Origin of the sequence: Pseudomonas sp. R43(2017), from assembly GCF_002112345.1 — a bacterium.
GTDB lineage: Bacteria > Pseudomonadota > Gammaproteobacteria > Pseudomonadales > Pseudomonadaceae > Aquipseudomonas > Aquipseudomonas kribbensis.
The window spans coordinates 63,331-78,741 of record NZ_NEHJ01000007.1; the positions used below are offsets into that span (position 1 = coordinate 63,331).

Sequence of the window (15,411 nt, forward strand, 5' to 3'; positions counted from 1 at the left end):
GGTTTCAGTTAACCGGAAGGGGCGAGAGGCGTGAGCATACTTCGTCAATGCTTAACAAATTGTGAAACTCACGCAAGGCGACGGGACCAGCGCTGATCCGGGGCTTCGAATGCCGGATTGACCAGCGCCGTCAGCACATGGTCTTGCCAGCGCCCGGCGATGTTCAGGTAGGCCTTGGCATAGCCTTCTTTCTCGAACCCCAGGCGCTCAAGCAGCCGCGCACTGCGTTCATTGCCGGGAATGTAGTTGGCCATGATCCGGTGCAGGTTCTGGGTCTCGAACATATAGGCGATGGCGGACTCCAGCGCTTCTTGCATCAAACCCTGCCCCTGATGGGCCGCATCGATGTGATAACCCAGATAACACGCCTGGAACGCACCACGAATGATCCCGCTGAAATTGCACGCGCCGATCATTTGCTGGCCGTCGGGAGTCAGCAGCGCCATATGCACCGCCAATCCGGCATCGAAAGCGCTGGCCTGGACTTCGAGACGTCGGCGGATCTGTTCGGTGGAGAAGTAATCGGTGGTGCGAATCGGTGACCACGGGGCGAGATGGCGCAGGTTGCGTTGGTAGAAATCGCTTTCCAGGGGCGCTTGGTCCGGGGAGAGCACCGCGAGCGTCAGGCGTTGGCAGGGGAGGGTCAACAGCGGCATTGGGGGCTCCGGGGGGCGGGGTTGATCGCCAGAATTGCGCGGTGGGCGGGAAAATACAAACGCGTGGCCAAAACCCGGGCAAAAAAAAGCCCGCAGGAGAGCGGGCGAACCGTAGTTTCTTGAATGAGCGAGCGGACTTTACAGCTTTGGCGGAAGCGGGGCAGTGAAGAAAAATTCATCTCGCTGCACCTTCGTTCAAGACGCCAGGTCCCCTGATTTCGGCTCTTTCAAGAGGATCAGTGGCAGATAACCGGCTTCGAATCGGCCGCCTGCTGCAGTGGGTCAAGTTTGCTCAGGGCGCTGCTGACCAGCATCTCCGCCAACCCGGCCAACTGATGCATCGCAACGATCCGCGCACGTTGCACTTCATCCGGTCGATGAACCAGATCATGCGCCATCATATTGAGCGCCGCGAGATTCTGGCTGGCGTGGGTCAACAGAGTGACCAGGTCGACGTCGGGACGCACGCTGAAGATCTGATCGACCGGAAGAAGCCGGGAATTGCGCCTGCGGGCAACGGTAATGGGACGTTCGGAAGTCGAGATCGTCCTGGACTCGGCAACCGGGGGATAGTTCATGGAAGTCGACGCGGGTTGAGGGAAATTTCCTAGGATGCTGGTAGGGAGGAGCGAAGTTCGCTCTCCGGATAAAAAATCCCCAGATGCGACAAGGCCCGCACTTGGCGGGCCTTGTCGTTGAGAGTTGGTGGAGCCGGGGGGGGGAGGTGAGCCCGAAACAATTGTAAAATAAAAGCATTAAAAATCAATGGCTTGTGTCTGTAATGGTTGAGTAGCTGCCGCCTATTTCTTGCAGATTTTGCCGCCCTGACGCGTCAGCGAAAAGAGGCTGCATTATCGCCAGTATCCTCTGGGAAAATATAGAAATTCAGTGCGAATGACCCCCCGTCATCCATATAGGAAGGCGCGTGTGCAGGGCGGCTGGTGTTCACGATTTGGGAACACTCTCTTGACGCGGCAAAGGTGCTAAGGTAGCTTGTTCCCAAATTGGGAACAAAGCGACGATCATGAGATTGCTTGGTAGAGAGAAACTGCCTCCTCTCCAGGGGGAAAGCGAGCATATCCGCAAATGGATTTGTGTATGGGTGAGTGAGATCGGTCACGCAAAGTGGAAGGTCCCCGCTGAGCTACTCGAACAGTACCCTAATGCGCTTTCTACCTCCGAAGATACCTTTCTTTTCTCTGTCTGTGAGTCCAACACATTCTTAGAGTTGAAGGTCGCTTTTGCCCAGGGAATTGCAATAATCACTGCAATAGTGAAAAAACTATGAATATCTTGAGCCCTAAAATTATCAAAACAGAGGAACAATACCTCGAATACTTTAATGAGGTGCATTCGCTGATAATTTCTTCTCCGAGGCTTGGTTCGGAGGAGAGTGATAGGCTCGAACTTCTTTCGATGCTCATAGAGGACTATGAGAAGCAAAAATATCCAGTAGAGGCTCCTGATCCAATTGATGCTATCCTTTTTCGTATGACCGAAAAAGGCCTGAAGCAGGCAGACTTGGTTCCTTACTTTGGAACACGAAGTAGAGTATCTGAGGTGCTGGCGAGAAAGCGTCCTCTTACAGTACCTATGATTAGAGCTTTAGCGGTTGGGCTTGGAATCTCAGCGGACACATTGGTGGGGCTTGACGAGGTAGGGAATAGTTTTAATAAAGCTAATGTGGACTGGTCCAAATTTCCAGTTAAGGAAATGGTGGCTAGAGGCTGGATTAATAGCATAACAAGCAAGGCAAAAAAGACTGTTGAAGAGATAGTGCAGGGCTTTATTTCTGAAATGGGATTGCAGGAGAGTGGAGCCTCTTTTCGCCGTACCCTTTCTGGCGACTCACCAACTCCGACAACGACATATGCTTTGTATGCATGGCTAGCCCGAGTCATTCAGAGGACTCGGGAGCTTAAAAGCCAATTGCCTGAGTATGATAAGGCAAAGATAGGCGATGCGCTAATTAAAGAGGTAGCCCAGCTCAGCCGTTTCGAGGAGGGTCCGAGAATGGCGGTGGAATTGCTCAAAAGTTACGGCATAGCTGTGATTATTGAGCCACAGCTGAAAGGTACTATGCTTGATGGTGCAGCGCTTAAAGAAATAGATGGAACACCTATTATTGCACTTACGCTTAGGTATGACAGAGTTGACAACTTCTGGTTTACCTTAGTGCATGAATTGGTTCACGTTTGGAAGCATATTGATGACTCCAGCGAAGCTATTCTTGATGATTTGGAACACGCCACCACAGATAAAAGAGAGTCTGAGGCTAACAGAATCGCACGGGATGCATTCATTCCTCGGTCTATTTGGAAACGCACTGATGCATATTTGAAACCTAGTAGGGAGACAATTGTTGAGCTTGCAAAAGAATTAAAAATTCATCCGGCGATAATTGCTGGGCGCCTTAGAAAAGAAGCGGGTAATTATAACCAGTTTACAGATCTAGTCGGCCAGGGAATGGTTAGGGCTCAACTTGAAAACCTATAAGGTGTAAGGCTATGAATAGTCAGTACTTTCCAGTCGTTAGGGCTAAGGCCGGCGAAATCGAAGCTTTGAAAAATTTAAGCAAGCTTGATAAGGCTTCCTTGGAGCGGTGTACGCCTATATTCGAGATAACAAAGCTCGAAGGAAAGTCTCTGGAGGCTGCTAGAAAAAAAAGTAATACCCCTTTTGAAGATTACTTAGATGCGCGAGCACACCAAATAGCTGAAATTTTCATAGGAAAGCATGTCATTTTGGATGTGTCTCAATGGCCCATCGGATTCAGTACCGAAGGTGGTGAGCAGATACTAAGCTATATTTGCAATAGTTTGAGTGAGCTGGGGGTATTGGTCTGTCCAGTAATCGGGTATGACAGATGGGAAGCCGTAGAGTACCGAGAGACGATAAAGTCTATGGTGCTTCCTGAAAAAGCCTTCTATTGCATAAGGTTGGATAGCTTGGCAATTGAAGATTTAGGTGATGTAGATCACTTAGATGAAATCATAGAAGATATGGTTTTGAGTGCCGGGCTTAATGAAAGAAGTACACCGGTGCTCATCGATATTGGGGATGTAACAAAGCTACCAATGCAAGATGTTATGGAAATCGTAGAAACCGCATATGGGCATATGAAGGGTCTAGGGTTTGAGTACATTATTATGGCCGCTAGTTCAATACCTGACTCGATTGATAAGGCTGTGAAAGACCGTGACTCAAGCAATTTGGTACAAAGGAAGGAAATGATTGTTTGGAAAGGTTTCTTGTCAGCGAATCCAACTGCATCGCTTTACTTTGGTGACTATGGTGTAAGGAATCCACGCTCCTCGGATGCTATAGCCACAAATATGAATGTGAAGATCAGATATACTGTGAATAATGCGTTTTTTGTGGTTCGGGGGCACTCGGTTAAAGGCGAGGATGGCTTTGCACAAAGTCAAAAGCTTTCCAAAAAAATTGTTGAGTCAATTCACTATAGAGGGGTTGGCTTTAGCTGGGGTGACGCAAAGATTATGCAGTGCAGTCTGGGTAAACTGATTGGTAGCCCCACGAACTGGATCTCTTACGACACTAATCACCATCTGAAGACAGTGGTTGGAGAGATCCATGAGTTCACGACCCAGCTTGCGGCAGTTGCGGAGCGTGTGTGAAGCTGATAATGGCGCTACATTTACTAGATCGTAGCGCCATGGTCATTACAGATTAGAATCAAGCAAAATATCGGTAAACAGTTTTTCGAAGCCATTATGCGGCTTTTCAGAGGCGTTTATCGCTTTCATCATGCACAGGCCGGCAAGCTGTGATTGAGAGGATTCGACCGTCAAGAGCGGGCAGAGCATGGATATCCTACACTGGATCAGTGCTAACTATACGGCTCTGGAAAAGGGGACAGATTTATTTTGAAGGAAATTAATCTGCCCCCTTTTTTCATTGGGTTTTGAGTGTCTTTCTCATGAAAAAGCTCCATGGTTTCAAGCTCCCGGCGAATTCCTTTGGTAAACCGTAGTCCGGAAGCATCTTTAATCAGTTCATGAAAATCGACGCGTGCTGCGGAAAATTTCCTAGGACGCCTGCAGGCAGGAGCGAAGTTCACTCGACGTCAGCGTGTGCCTGAAGTGATGTTCCCACAGCCGCACACCCAGCCCGCCCGAACGATCCAGCGACGAACCCACCGTCAGATCCGTCAGCAACGTCGGCTGCAACCCGGCATCGAACAGCGCAAACCCGGCAGCGAGGCAGCAAGTCTCGGTCTGCAGACCACAAACCAACACGCGATCCAGATTCAGGCTTTTCAGATACTCGATCGTGTCCAGCGACGGCGCATACCCGTACTTGATGAAAATGCGATCCGCAGCGATCAGGCTGTCATCGTCCGCCGCCGGGTGCCAGCCAAGCTGGCGCTGGAAAGGTGTGCGGCTTTCGTCGTGACGTTCGACTGTGGCGATACTGGGCAGCGTGCCGATGAGCGACCGGATGCCTTCGACCAGCCATTGCGGCGGGGAAAAGCAGGGATGTACGTCGATGATCAGCAGTGCCTGGCGCATGAGCTCTCCGGATATAAATCCCCAGATGCGACAAGGCCCGCACTTGGCGGGCCTTGTCGTTGAGAGTTGGTGGAGCCGGGGGGATTTGAACCCCCGTCCGCCAGTACTCCGCTGTCGGTACTACATGCGTAGCCGTGTCTATTAAGTTAACCCTCAGCGACCCGACGGGCAGGGTGCTTTGGGCGAGTTGTGTAAGTTTTAGCCGCTTCGTCCACAACGTACTGCACGGCGATTCTGTTCTATATGACAATCATTTCGGGTTTACAGACATCCCCTGATGATTGCTGGGCCCGAAGGCACCAGGAGTGCATGTCAGCTGCAATTAAGCAGCGAGAGCAGCACCGTATTGGTCGTCATTGGCAACTATAAGAAGTTGCAACAGTGGATTTACGACTTCTGTTACCAAGTCGGCATGCACCTAGAGTTTCGCAACCGGCGTCGAATCCTAAACGGCCCCGAACTCATTGCCCGGTACATCTGTTCGAGCAACAAGCACGCGCAGTGTACGCCAAACGGCCCGCTAGGCCAACCCGAAGGTTGGCCGGGCCTGGATCAATTGTTGGTGCCGGTGGATTTGCGCAGTTCCAGAATGGTTTGCGAGGTTTCCGCAACGCAGTCATCGATCTTGCCCTGGGCCTTGAGCGCCTGAGCCTTTTGCACGCTGGTTTCAGCACGCTGGCTCAGTTCGGGCGACGATGACAGCTGCCCCTTGGCATTGTTGATGGTCTGGATGTTGGCATCGCACAGGTCGGCAGGCTTGTCTGCAGCAAAGGACGTGGAAGCCATCATCGAGGCAGTAACGAACAGACCTAACAGTACAGAACGTTTCATATGAATCTCCTTGAACTGAGGGATCCCGACTTCGCTGGCCGTCAGGACGGGCAACCGAGTGGAGGAAAAGCCCCGATTGTTCGGGGCCTGTTCTGTGGACTGCTCTCGTTCGCAGGGGTTCTATTTTTCTTCAGATGGCGGTTTCACCGGGTTTGGCCCGGGTTACTCGATCCACCAGATAGACCAGCCCGTGGTAGTCGATTCCGCCATGTTGTGTCAGACCAATCTCACAGGTGCGGCTGGTGGAGATCCCTTCGCTGCAATGCTGCACCGCATCCTTGAGGGTGCGCAGGGAATGGCTGTTCAGCTCCGGTATGGTGAAGCCCTTGTCGCCGGCAAATCCGCAGCAATGAATGCCTTCCGGGATGACCACGTTCTTGCTGCACTTGCGCGCCAGATCGATCAACGCCTGGCTTTCCCCCAGGTGTTGCGTGCTGCACGTCACATGAACGGCAATCGGTGCTTCCTGCGGAGTGAAATCCAGACGATCCATCAGATGCGTACGGATAAACCGCACAGGGTCATACAGATCAAGGCGAACATTTCCCACATCCTGCACCAGTCGCAAGGTGCAGGGGCTGGTGTCGCAATAGATCGGATCGAGCCCGCCACGGCTGGCGTGCAGCAAGGCGCCGATCAGTTCCTGGCGTTTGTGCTCGGCCTGTTCGGCGTAGCCTTTGGAGGCGAACGGCTGTCCGCAGCAGAGGTTGTCCAGATTGTCCGGGAACACCACCTGATAACCGGCCTTTTCCAGCAGGGCACGGGTTTTGTCGTACAGCGACATTTGTTCCTTGTCACCCGCCGCCGGTCCCATCACCCGCGACACGCAAGCCGCCAGATACACCACACGCGGACGTTCGTCCGACACCGTTGTACTGAGGCGAATGGCTTTTTCCGGCTGCGGCATCGCGTTGGTCCACAGCGGCACCTGGCCCTTGGACAGGCGCGTCAGTGTTGCCGACAACTTCGCTAGACGCGGCGCTCCCAGTAACATTCGCGCACCGTTGGCCACGTGCAGGGTGAAGCGCGCCCCTTGCAGGGTCGTGGCAAAATTTCCTTCGATCCAGTTGGCGGTTTTCGCATGCGTGGCGTTGCGGGCACGCAGCTTTTTCACCAGCTCACCGGTGTTGATGCCTACAGGGCAACGTTGCGCGCACAAACCGGTCGCGGCGCAGGTTTCGATGCCTTGGTACTCGTAGGCTTTTTCCAGTTCGGTGGTGTCGATCCCGGCGCGTTTTCGGGCCTGAATGTCGCGCCATATCACGATGCGCTGACGTGGGCTCAGGGTCAGGCCCTTTGATGGACAAACCGGCTCGCAGAAACCGCACTCGATGCACTTGTCCACAATCTCATCGGCCGCCGGCAGCGGTTTCAGGTGCTTGAGGTGGATCTGCGGATCTTCGCTGAGCACCACGTCCGGGTTGAGAATGCCTTGGGGATCGAGCAGGCGCTTGAGCTGCCACATCAGTTGATAGGCATCGCTGCCCCATTCCAGTTCGACGAAAGGCGCCATGTTGCGCCCGGTGCCGTGTTCCGCTTTCAGCGAACCGCCGAACTCCACGGCCACCAGTTGCGCCACGTCGTCCATGAACGCCTGATAGCGTGCGACTTCTTCCGGGCTGTTGAAGCCTTGGGTGAAGACGAAGTGCAGATTACCTTCCAGCGCGTGCCCGAAAAGGATCGCTTCGTCGTAGTGATGTTTGTCGAACAGCTCGATCAAGCGGTTCACACCTATCGCCAGTTGTTCCACCGGGAAGGTCACGTCTTCGATGATCACCGTGGTGCCGGTCTTGCGCACGGCGCCGACGGCGGGGAAGGTGTCCTTGCGGATCGCCCAGAGGCGGGCGTTCTCGACCGGGTCTTCGGTGAAGTCGACCTGTTTTTCCACCGGGAAGCCGTTGAGCGACGCCATGATCTGCGCCAGTTGCTCTTGCAGCAAAGTGGAAGAGGCAGCGCGGGATTCGATCAACAACGCGCAGGCATTGTTCGACAGGTGCTGTACGAAATCCGGCATGCCGGGTTTGTCCTGCACCGAACGCAGACTGCGGCGGTCGAGCAGTTCCACGGCGGACACCGGTTGGCTTTTCAGCACGGTGACGGCGTTGCAGCAGGTTTCCACGTCGGGGAACACGATCAGCGCCGAGGCCTTGTTCGGATGGTCGATCACCGTGTCGTAAGTCACCGCGCTGATGAAGCCGAGGGTGCCTTCGGAACCGACCAGCAAGTGACTCAAGATATCCACAGGCTCATCGAAATCCACCAGGGCGTTAAGCGACAGGCCGGTGGTATTTTTCAGACGGTATTTGTGGCGGATTCGCGCGGCCAGTTCGGCATTGGCGCGGGTCTCGCGGCCCAGTGTCGCCAAGCGTTCCAGCAATTCACCGTGGCTCGTTCGAAACGCTGCGACACTGGCAGCATCCTCGGTGTCGAGACGTGTGCCATCGGCCAGCACCAGACGAATCCCGGCCAGCGTGTGATAGGTGTTTTGTGCAGTGCCACAGCACATGCCGCTGGCGTTGTTGGCAACGATGCCGCCGATCTTGCAGGCGTTGATCGAGGCCGGATCCGGACCGATCTTGCGCCCGAATGGCGCGAGCCATGCGTTAGCCTGGGCACCGATCACGCCCGGTTGCAGGCGGATCTGCGTGCCTTGCCCTCGGATCTCACGGGCATTCCAGTTATCCCCAAGCACGATCAACACCGAATCGCTGATCGCCTGGCCGGACAGACTGGTGCCGGCGGCGCGGAAGGTCACCGGGACCTGATCGCGCTGGGCTAGTTTCAGCAGCGCCACCACCTCATCTTCGGATTCGACGCGGATCACCAGTTGCGGGATCAACCGGTAGAAACTGGCGTCGGTGCCGAAGGCCAGGGTCGACAGCGGATCGTCGAAGCGCCGTTCGGCAGGAATCAGTTGCTGCGCATCGCGCAGGAAAGTCGCCGGTAAGGTCATTGGTCCTCCAGGATCAACACCACCAGGTCTTTCGGGCCGTGGGCGCCGTAGGCCAGCACTTGTTCGATGTCGGCGGTTTTCGACGGGCCGGACACCAGCAACGCGTTGGTCGGCATGCCTTGGGCCCACTCGAATTCCTGCTGCACCTGATAGAAGTTGTCGCGGATCTGGCTGGCCTTGAGCAGGGCGAAATGCACCGGTGGTACGAGGCTCATCAGTCGTGGTTCTTCACGGGTCGGCCACAGAATCAGGCTGCCGGTGGCGGCAATGGCGCCGAGGGTGCCGGTGAGGCTGGCCGGGGTGTCATTGAACAGCTCGGCTTTCCAGTCTTCCATCGGCCGGTCGTAGGATTTCAGCGCCGGCAGATCAGGATTGTTCGCCCAGTGTTGTGTGATGCGCTGCCCGTGGGACGTAGTCGGTGCGATCAACAGGCTCGGCAACTGACGGTCGCGCAGCAATTGCGTGAGCAGCGCCGGCCACGTGTCAGCGGACGTCAGATGGATTTCGGTGTGCACCGCTTCCATCAGTTTGCGCAGTTGCGGGATGCGTTGTTCGGCGCTGTAGGTGTAAGGCTGGGTCACCAGATCGACGTCAAAGTTGTCGGCAATCGGTGTGGTACCCGTCAGACTTTTACGCAACTTGCCGAGGATGTTTTGCTTGGCGCTCATCAACGGTCTCCTTGTTTGGCCAGATGCTCGCGAGCCATGTCATGCAGTGAGCGGGCGGCGGGTTTTGGAGCGCTGTGATTCTGCGTCCACGGGCCGACGTTGTTCGGCGCCAGGGCGCGCAGGCGCGTGGCGAAAAACGCAAACAATCGATACAAAGTCGGCGAGCTGTTGAGCTTCGCCCACGCGTTCCAGATAAAGCGTTCCTTGCGCGAATACTTGCTGCCCTGGCCGCGCATTACCTGATGCGGTGAGTCCGGAGCTTTGACGTTTTCTTCGCGCAGGCGACGCAGCAGCGCGGGGATCGGAATTTTTACCGGGCACACTTCACCGCAGGCGCCGCACAACGAAGACGCGCTCGGGTGATCCGGGACTTTCGCCAGGCCGACCATGTGCGGAGTGATGATTTTGCCGATGGGGCCGGGGTAAACCTCGCCATAGGTATGGCCGCCGACACGGGTGTAGACCGGGCAATGATTCATGCACGCGCCGCAGCGGATGCAGTTCAGGGTCTGGCGCAATTCGCTGTCGGCAAACGCCTGGCTGCGACCGTTGTCGAGCAGCACCAGATGCACTTCCTGCGGGCCGTCGAGTTCATGTTCCTTGCGCGGGCCGGAGATCATGTTGACGTAGGTGGTGATCGGAATGCCCAGCGCCGAGCGGGTCAGCAACGACAGCAGCGGCACCACGTCGCGCAGGTTTTCCACGACTTTTTCGATGCCGGTGACGGCGATGTGCACTGGCGGCACGGTGGTGGTCATGCGGCCGTTGCCTTCGTTTTCCACCAGCAGCAGGGTGCCGGTTTCGGCCACGGCGAAGTTGACGCCGGAGACGCCGATGTCCGCTTCGAAGAATTTCTGCCGCAGGACCCTGCGACCGATCTGAATGAGTTGGTCAACGTCCTTGGTGTATTCCACGCCAAGTTTGTCGTGGAACAAGGACGCGACCTGACCGGCATTCTTGTGGATTGCCGGCATGATTATGTGAGAAGGCTTCTCGTGGTCGAGCTGGACGATGTACTCCCCCATGTCGGACTCCAGACATTCAATGTCCCGAGCCTCGAGGAAATGGTTCATCTCCATCTCTTCGCTGACCATCGATTTGCCCTTGATCACTTGCCGCGCCTCGTGAGCGCGGATGATCGAAAGGACGATGCCATTGGCCTCGTCCACCGTTTCCGCCCAGTGCACTGTCACACCGTTGCGGGTCAGGTTCTGTTCCAGTTGCTCGAGCAGGTCGGGCAACTTGGAGAGCGCGCGGGCACGGATCGCATTGCCCAGTTCACGCAGGTGTTCTCTTTCGTGGGCATCGCTGAAAGCCGCTGCCCGCTTGGTCATCAGTGAATCCATCGCGGTGCGGAAGTTGTTCCGCAACTGCGAATCGCCCAGGGCGTTGTGCGCCCGGGTGCGGAAATCTTCTTCTACGGCAACCGTAGGAATAATCGTGGAAGTGCTCATCGCGCACCTCCGGTTCGTTGCCAGAGGAAACTCGCCAGGTGTTGCCCGCGCAGCGCTTCCTGCTGTTTTTCCAGCGAGCCGTTGATGTTCATCAAGCAGCCGCAGTCGGCACTGAGTACCTGATGCGCGCCGGATTCCTTCAACGCCCGGGTCTTGTCGGCCACCATCGCGCCGGAAATGTCTGGCATACGGACGCTGAATGTCCCACCGAAGCCACAGCATTCGCTTTCATGGTCATGGTTGACCCGTTCCACGTTGCTCAACTGCGCCAACAACTCGCGGCCGTGCAGGTGGGTGTTCATTTCCCGTCGCGCCGAACACGAAGTGTGCAGCGCCACTTTGACCGGCTCGCCGCTGTCCTTGAGCTGCACCTTGCAGACGAACAGCAGGAACTCGGCCAGTTCATAGGTGCGGGCCGCAAGGGCCTGAACCTGTTTCAACGTTTCCGGCTCGTCCTTGAACAAGTCGGCGTAATGCTCGCGCAGCATTCCCGCGCAGGAACCCGACGGCACCACCACCGGATAATCCCCGGCAAACAGCGCCAGTTGCGAGCGCGCCACTGTCCGCGCCTGCTCGGTGTAACCCGAGGTGTAGGCCGGTTGTCCGCAGCAGCTCTGCCCTTGCGGGTACTCGACCCGAATCCCTTCGCGCTCCAGCAAGTGGATCGCGTCCATCCCGGCTTCGGGATAAAACAGGTCGACCACGCAAGTGCCGAACAGGTAGACCCGCGACGGTTTCTCGCTCGGGTACTGCCGGGGCTCTGGCAGTGGCGGTGCGACGCGAGTGGCGTTGGGCACTGCGTTGTAAAAAAGCTCGCTCATCAGGCGTGTCTCCGGGTGGGCCCGGTTATCCGTCTGTGAGGCTGCCGAATATAGAGCGCATTGCTTTCAGCAGCCTTACAGACCGGGTCGTGAATTGCTGACGCCGGAATCACGAACCGGCGTCGGTTATTTCCATGCTTCTTGTAGTCTTCTTGTCGTTATCAGTGCACCAGCATGCCGGTGAACCAGTAGGCCTGAGCCAAAGTGATCAGGCCGACAATCGTTGCAAAGAATAGGCTGTGCTTGAGGGTGAAGCGGAACAGATCGGATTCCTTGCCCACCAGCCCGGTCGCGGCGCAGGCCACGGCAATCGACTGCGGCGAAATCATTTTGCCGGTCACGCCGCCGCTGGTATTGGCCGCCACCAGCAAGGTGTCGTTGACTCCGATCTGGTGCGCGGTGGTCGCTTGCAGCGAACTGAACAGCGCGTTGGACGAGGTATCGGAACCGGTGAGGAACACCCCCAGCCAACCGAGGAACGGCGAGAAGAACGGGAACGCCGCGCCGGTCGCTGCCAGCACCAAAGCCATGGTCGAAGACATGCCGGAATAGTTGGTCACGAAGGCGAACGCCAGCACCATGCCGATCGACAGAATTGGCCAGCGCAGTTCGTAGAAGGTCTCTTTCAAAGTGGTCAGACCAGTTTTGAAATTGATCTTCAGGATGACCATCGAGATCAACGCTGAGAAGAAAATCGCCGTGCCGGTGGCGGAAATCGGGTCGAGTTTGAACACCGCCGGGATGGCTGTCGGTGTGGCGACGATCGGCGCAGTCTTGATCACCAGTTGATCCAGGTGCGGGATCGCGAAGTTGAACACCCAGGCGTACATCGAACCACCAGCGGCAAACATCGCCTTGAACGGTTTGAGGGTCCAGATGGTGACCAGTACGGTGAGGATCAGGAACGGTGACCAGGCCTTGAAGATTTCCCCGAGGCTGTAGGGCGAAGCGATGGTGGTGCGTTTCTGGCCGAAACCGCCGACGCTGGCGGTGACCGCGACGTTCGAGGTTGCACCGGCAATCTGTGCACCTGCGGTGCGTTTTGGCTGCCAGACTTTCAGGAACAGGGTCAGCGCGATCAGGCTGGCCAGGGCCGAGGTGATGTCCGGCAGCTCCGGGCCAATGAAGTTCGACGTGAAGTATTGGGTCACGGCAAAGCTCAGGCCGGCAACCAGCGCGGCTGGCCAGGTTTCACGCACGCCGCGCAGGCCATCCATCATGAACACCAGCCAGAACGGCACGAACAGCGACAGCAGCGGCAGTTGGCGGCCGGTCATGGCGCCGATCTTGAACGCGTCGATACCGGTGACCTGCCCGGCGACGATGATCGGAATCCCCAAGGCACCGAACGCGACCGGCGCGGTGTTGGCAATCAGGCACAGGCCGGCGGCGTACAGCGGGTTGAAGCCCAGTCCTACCAGCAGCGCGGCGGTAATCGCCACTGGTGCGCCGAAACCGGCTGCACCTTCGAGGAAAGCGCCGAAGCAGAAGCCGATCAGCAGCACCTGCAGACGCTGGTCATCGGTGATCGACAGCACCGAACTGCGGATGACTTCGAACTGACCGCTCTTGACCGTCAGTTTGTACAGGAACACTGCCGCGACAATGATCCAGGCAATCGGCCACAGACCATAGGCGAAACCATAACCGGCGGCGGCGAACGCCATGTCCACCGGCATCTGGAACGCAAAGATCGCCACGGCGATGGCCAGGGCGAGCGTGATGCTGCCGGCCACATGACCTTTGAGGCGGAACACCGCCAGGGCGAGGAAGAAGAAAACGATGGGGATGACGGCCGCGAGTGCGGACACGCCGAGACTGCCGAGCGGGCTGTAGAGCTGTTGCCAGGTTTGCATATGGGGTGGCCCCTAATTGTTGTTGGTCATGCACTGTCAGCGTTCTTGGTTAATTGGTAAGACCAATTTACAATCGCTGTTGGCTAGGGTAAAAGCCTTGATGTCGGTGTGTCAATTTGCCGCCCTGAAACTTTCGTCGAATCACCGGTGCAGACTCGATCTGATCCGGTCCGGGGCGTTTCATCTGGCAGGTGTCGGCAAGGCGCCGATAGGCCAGAATAGAGAGCCCGGCGAGTGGTCGGGCTCGTGGAGAATTGAGTGATGGGGTTTGATCAGATACGTCAGCGCCGTTTGTCTGACGATATTGTCGAGCGGCTCGAGGGGATGATCCTCGAGGGCACGCTGAAGTCTGGCGAGCGCCTGCCGGCGGAGCGCGCATTGGCGGAGCAGTTCGGTGTTTCCCGACCTTCGTTGCGCGAGGCGATCCAGAAGCTGGCGGCCAAGGGGTTGCTGGTCAGCAAGCAGGGCGGCGGCAATTACGTAGTGGAAAGCCTGGGCTCGACCTTCAGCGATCCCTTGCTGCAATTGCTGGAAAGCAATCCTGAAGCCCAGCGCGATCTGCTGGAATTTCGCCACACGCTGGAGGCGTCGTGCGCTTATTACGCGGCATTGCGTGCCACCGATGTGGATCGCGAGCGACTGACCGCCGCGTTTGAAGAATTACAGGACTGCTACTCGCGTCACGACGAAGTGAGTCGGGCGGAAGAGGGGGCGGCAGACGCGAAATTCCACCTGGCCATCGCCGAGGCCAGTCATAACGCTGTGTTGCTGCACACCATTCGCGGGCTGTTCGACCTGCTCAAGCGCAACGTGGTGACCAACATCGGCGGCATGTACAAACAGCGCACGGAAACCCGCGACATGCTGATCACGCAGCATCGGGAACTGTATCAGGCGATTATCGAAGGGCGGGCGGAGCAGGCACGAGAAGTGTCCAGCCGACACATTCTGTATGTGCAGGAAGTGCTGGAAGAAGTGCGTCAGGAAGTGCAGCGCATGGCTCGGGCCGAGCGGCGCAAAGGGATGTAAGCATGACCGTTCCCGTGCCGAGCGCGGGAACGGTCATTCAGGCAGAAGAATCAGTCTTCCTTGCCCTTGTTGCGCACCGCACGCTGCAGCTCGCGACCGGCGTCACGTTCGCGTTCGGTATCACGCTTGTCGTATTCCTTCTTGCCTTTGCCCAGAGCGATTTCGCACTTGACCATGTGCTTGCTCCAGTACCAGGACAGGCACACGCAGGCGTAACCCTTCTGCTGTACGGCGGCGGCCAGCTTGTCCAGCTCGCGGCGGTTGAGCAGCAGCTTGCGGGTGCGGACCGGGTCGGCGATGACGTGGGTGCTGGCAGTCATCAACGGCGTGATGTGACTGCCGAGCAGCCAGGCTTCGCCGTCCTTGAGCAGGACGTAACTGTCGACCAGTTGCAGCTTGCTTGCCCGCAGACTTTTTACTTCCCAGCCGGCCAGGACCAGACCAGCCTCGAACTTGTGCTCGATGAAGTAATCGTGTCGCGCCTTTTTGTTCTGCGCGATGGTCCCTGTTGGGTGTTTCTTCTGTTTAGCCATAGGGGCGGCATTATATGGAGATAAACGGCTGTCGGCTACGGTGATGCTGCGTGCTTGAGCAGGTTGAGTGAATCCCGG

Annotated in this window: 13 protein-coding genes and 1 other RNA gene; 3 read left to right on the forward strand and 11 right to left on the reverse strand. The window is 56.8% G+C overall.

Going from position 1 to position 15,411, the window contains the following annotated elements; translation table 11 throughout:
• Nucleotides 1–68 precede the first annotated feature (68 nt).
• Together rimJ and CAG02_RS19975 are read right to left on the reverse strand one after the other, a co-directional pair.
• Nucleotides 69–656 carry a ribosomal protein S5-alanine N-acetyltransferase gene (rimJ, locus tag CAG02_RS19970; protein ID WP_085713231.1) on the reverse strand — a complete coding sequence of 196 codons (588 nt, stop codon included), beginning with the start codon at nucleotides 654–656 and terminating at the stop codon, nucleotides 69–71.
• 236 nt (nucleotides 657–892) lie between these two features.
• Nucleotides 893–1,234 carry a DUF6124 family protein gene (locus tag CAG02_RS19975; protein ID WP_085741429.1) on the reverse strand — a complete coding sequence of 114 codons (342 nt, stop codon included), beginning with the start codon at nucleotides 1,232–1,234 and terminating at the stop codon, nucleotides 893–895.
• A gap of 706 nt (nucleotides 1,235–1,940) precedes the next feature.
• On the opposite strand from CAG02_RS19975, the gene CAG02_RS19985 reads away from it, so the two are divergent.
• Together CAG02_RS19985 and CAG02_RS19990 are read left to right on the forward strand one after the other, a co-directional pair.
• A complete protein-coding gene (locus tag CAG02_RS19985) occupies nucleotides 1,941–3,152 on the forward strand; it encodes an ImmA/IrrE family metallo-endopeptidase (RefSeq protein WP_085711871.1) in 1,212 nt (403 codons plus the stop codon).
• Between the two features lie 11 nt (nucleotides 3,153–3,163).
• The gene (locus tag CAG02_RS19990; protein ID WP_085711870.1) at nucleotides 3,164–4,294 is read left to right on the forward strand and encodes a beta family protein; all 1,131 of its coding nucleotides are present in this window, start codon (nucleotides 3,164–3,166) and stop codon (nucleotides 4,292–4,294) included.
• A 411-nt stretch (nucleotides 4,295–4,705) separates the two neighbouring features.
• Here the strand turns inward: CAG02_RS19990 and CAG02_RS19995 are convergent, their stop codons facing one another.
• The 8 genes from CAG02_RS19995 to CAG02_RS20030 all read right to left on the reverse strand — a co-directional run bounded on the left by CAG02_RS19995 (nucleotide 4,706) and on the right by CAG02_RS20030 (nucleotide 13,771).
• Nucleotides 4,706–5,188 carry a cysteine hydrolase family protein gene (locus CAG02_RS19995; RefSeq protein WP_085711869.1) on the reverse strand — a complete coding sequence of 161 codons (483 nt, stop codon included), beginning with the start codon at nucleotides 5,186–5,188 and terminating at the stop codon, nucleotides 4,706–4,708.
• Between the two features lie 67 nt (nucleotides 5,189–5,255).
• Nucleotides 5,256–5,645: a transfer-messenger RNA gene (ssrA, locus tag CAG02_RS20000) on the reverse strand.
• A gap of 95 nt (nucleotides 5,646–5,740) precedes the next feature.
• Complete coding sequence (locus CAG02_RS20005; protein ID WP_085711868.1) at nucleotides 5,741–6,019, reverse strand: hypothetical protein; 279 nt, start codon at nucleotides 6,017–6,019, stop codon at nucleotides 5,741–5,743.
• 130 nt (nucleotides 6,020–6,149) lie between these two features.
• Nucleotides 6,150–8,972, reverse strand: a complete 2,823-nt coding sequence (locus CAG02_RS20010; protein WP_085711867.1) for an FAD-binding and (Fe-S)-binding domain-containing protein — start codon at nucleotides 8,970–8,972, stop codon at nucleotides 6,150–6,152.
• On the reverse strand, nucleotides 8,969–9,640 hold the full coding sequence (locus CAG02_RS20015; protein WP_085711866.1) for a lactate utilization protein C: 672 nt from the start codon (nucleotides 9,638–9,640) through the stop codon (nucleotides 8,969–8,971). Before CAG02_RS20015 ends, CAG02_RS20010 begins: the two co-directional genes overlap by 4 nt.
• On the reverse strand, nucleotides 9,640–11,094 hold the full coding sequence (locus CAG02_RS20020) for a LutB/LldF family L-lactate oxidation iron-sulfur protein (protein ID WP_085711865.1): 1,455 nt from the start codon (nucleotides 11,092–11,094) through the stop codon (nucleotides 9,640–9,642). Before CAG02_RS20020 ends, CAG02_RS20015 begins: the two co-directional genes overlap by 1 nt.
• The gene (locus tag CAG02_RS20025; protein ID WP_085711864.1) at nucleotides 11,091–11,915 is read right to left on the reverse strand and encodes a (Fe-S)-binding protein; all 825 of its coding nucleotides are present in this window, start codon (nucleotides 11,913–11,915) and stop codon (nucleotides 11,091–11,093) included. Before CAG02_RS20025 ends, CAG02_RS20020 begins: the two co-directional genes overlap by 4 nt.
• Before the next feature lie 161 nt (nucleotides 11,916–12,076).
• On the reverse strand, nucleotides 12,077–13,771 hold the full coding sequence (locus CAG02_RS20030; protein ID WP_085711863.1) for a lactate permease LctP family transporter: 1,695 nt from the start codon (nucleotides 13,769–13,771) through the stop codon (nucleotides 12,077–12,079).
• A 261-nt stretch (nucleotides 13,772–14,032) separates the two neighbouring features.
• Here CAG02_RS20030 and CAG02_RS20035 point away from each other — a divergent pair, with 261 nt between their 5' ends.
• On the forward strand, nucleotides 14,033–14,800 hold the full coding sequence (locus CAG02_RS20035) for an FCD domain-containing protein (protein WP_085711862.1): 768 nt from the start codon (nucleotides 14,033–14,035) through the stop codon (nucleotides 14,798–14,800).
• A gap of 50 nt (nucleotides 14,801–14,850) precedes the next feature.
• Here the strand turns inward: CAG02_RS20035 and smpB are convergent, their stop codons facing one another.
• Nucleotides 14,851–15,333, reverse strand: a complete 483-nt coding sequence (gene smpB / locus CAG02_RS20040) for an SsrA-binding protein SmpB (RefSeq protein ID WP_007953781.1) — start codon at nucleotides 15,331–15,333, stop codon at nucleotides 14,851–14,853.
• Between the last annotated feature and the right edge of the window lie 78 nt (nucleotides 15,334–15,411).

What these genes read in the sequence shown, in the direction of transcription:
- rimJ (WP_085713231.1), bottom strand. Translation starts at nt 656, where the DNA reads ATGCCGCTGTTGACCCTCCCCTGCCAACGCCTGACGCTCGCGGTGCTC.
- CAG02_RS19975 (WP_085741429.1), bottom strand. Translation starts at nt 1,234, where the DNA reads ATGAACTATCCCCCGGTTGCCGAGTCCAGGACGATCTCGACTTCCGAA.
- CAG02_RS19985 (WP_085711871.1), top strand. Translation starts at nt 1,941, where the DNA reads ATGAATATCTTGAGCCCTAAAATTATCAAAACAGAGGAACAATACCTC.
- CAG02_RS19990 (WP_085711870.1), top strand. Translation starts at nt 3,164, where the DNA reads ATGAATAGTCAGTACTTTCCAGTCGTTAGGGCTAAGGCCGGCGAAATC.
- CAG02_RS19995 (WP_085711869.1), bottom strand. Translation starts at nt 5,188, where the DNA reads ATGCGCCAGGCACTGCTGATCATCGACGTACATCCCTGCTTTTCCCCG.
- CAG02_RS20005 (WP_085711868.1), bottom strand. Translation starts at nt 6,019, where the DNA reads ATGAAACGTTCTGTACTGTTAGGTCTGTTCGTTACTGCCTCGATGATG.
- CAG02_RS20010 (WP_085711867.1), bottom strand. Translation starts at nt 8,972, where the DNA reads ATGACCTTACCGGCGACTTTCCTGCGCGATGCGCAGCAACTGATTCCT.
- CAG02_RS20015 (WP_085711866.1), bottom strand. Translation starts at nt 9,640, where the DNA reads ATGAGCGCCAAGCAAAACATCCTCGGCAAGTTGCGTAAAAGTCTGACG.
- CAG02_RS20020 (WP_085711865.1), bottom strand. Translation starts at nt 11,094, where the DNA reads ATGAGCACTTCCACGATTATTCCTACGGTTGCCGTAGAAGAAGATTTC.
- CAG02_RS20025 (WP_085711864.1), bottom strand. Translation starts at nt 11,915, where the DNA reads ATGAGCGAGCTTTTTTACAACGCAGTGCCCAACGCCACTCGCGTCGCA.
- CAG02_RS20030 (WP_085711863.1), bottom strand. Translation starts at nt 13,771, where the DNA reads ATGCAAACCTGGCAACAGCTCTACAGCCCGCTCGGCAGTCTCGGCGTG.
- CAG02_RS20035 (WP_085711862.1), top strand. Translation starts at nt 14,033, where the DNA reads ATGGGGTTTGATCAGATACGTCAGCGCCGTTTGTCTGACGATATTGTC.
- smpB (WP_007953781.1), bottom strand. Translation starts at nt 15,333, where the DNA reads ATGGCTAAACAGAAGAAACACCCAACAGGGACCATCGCGCAGAACAAA.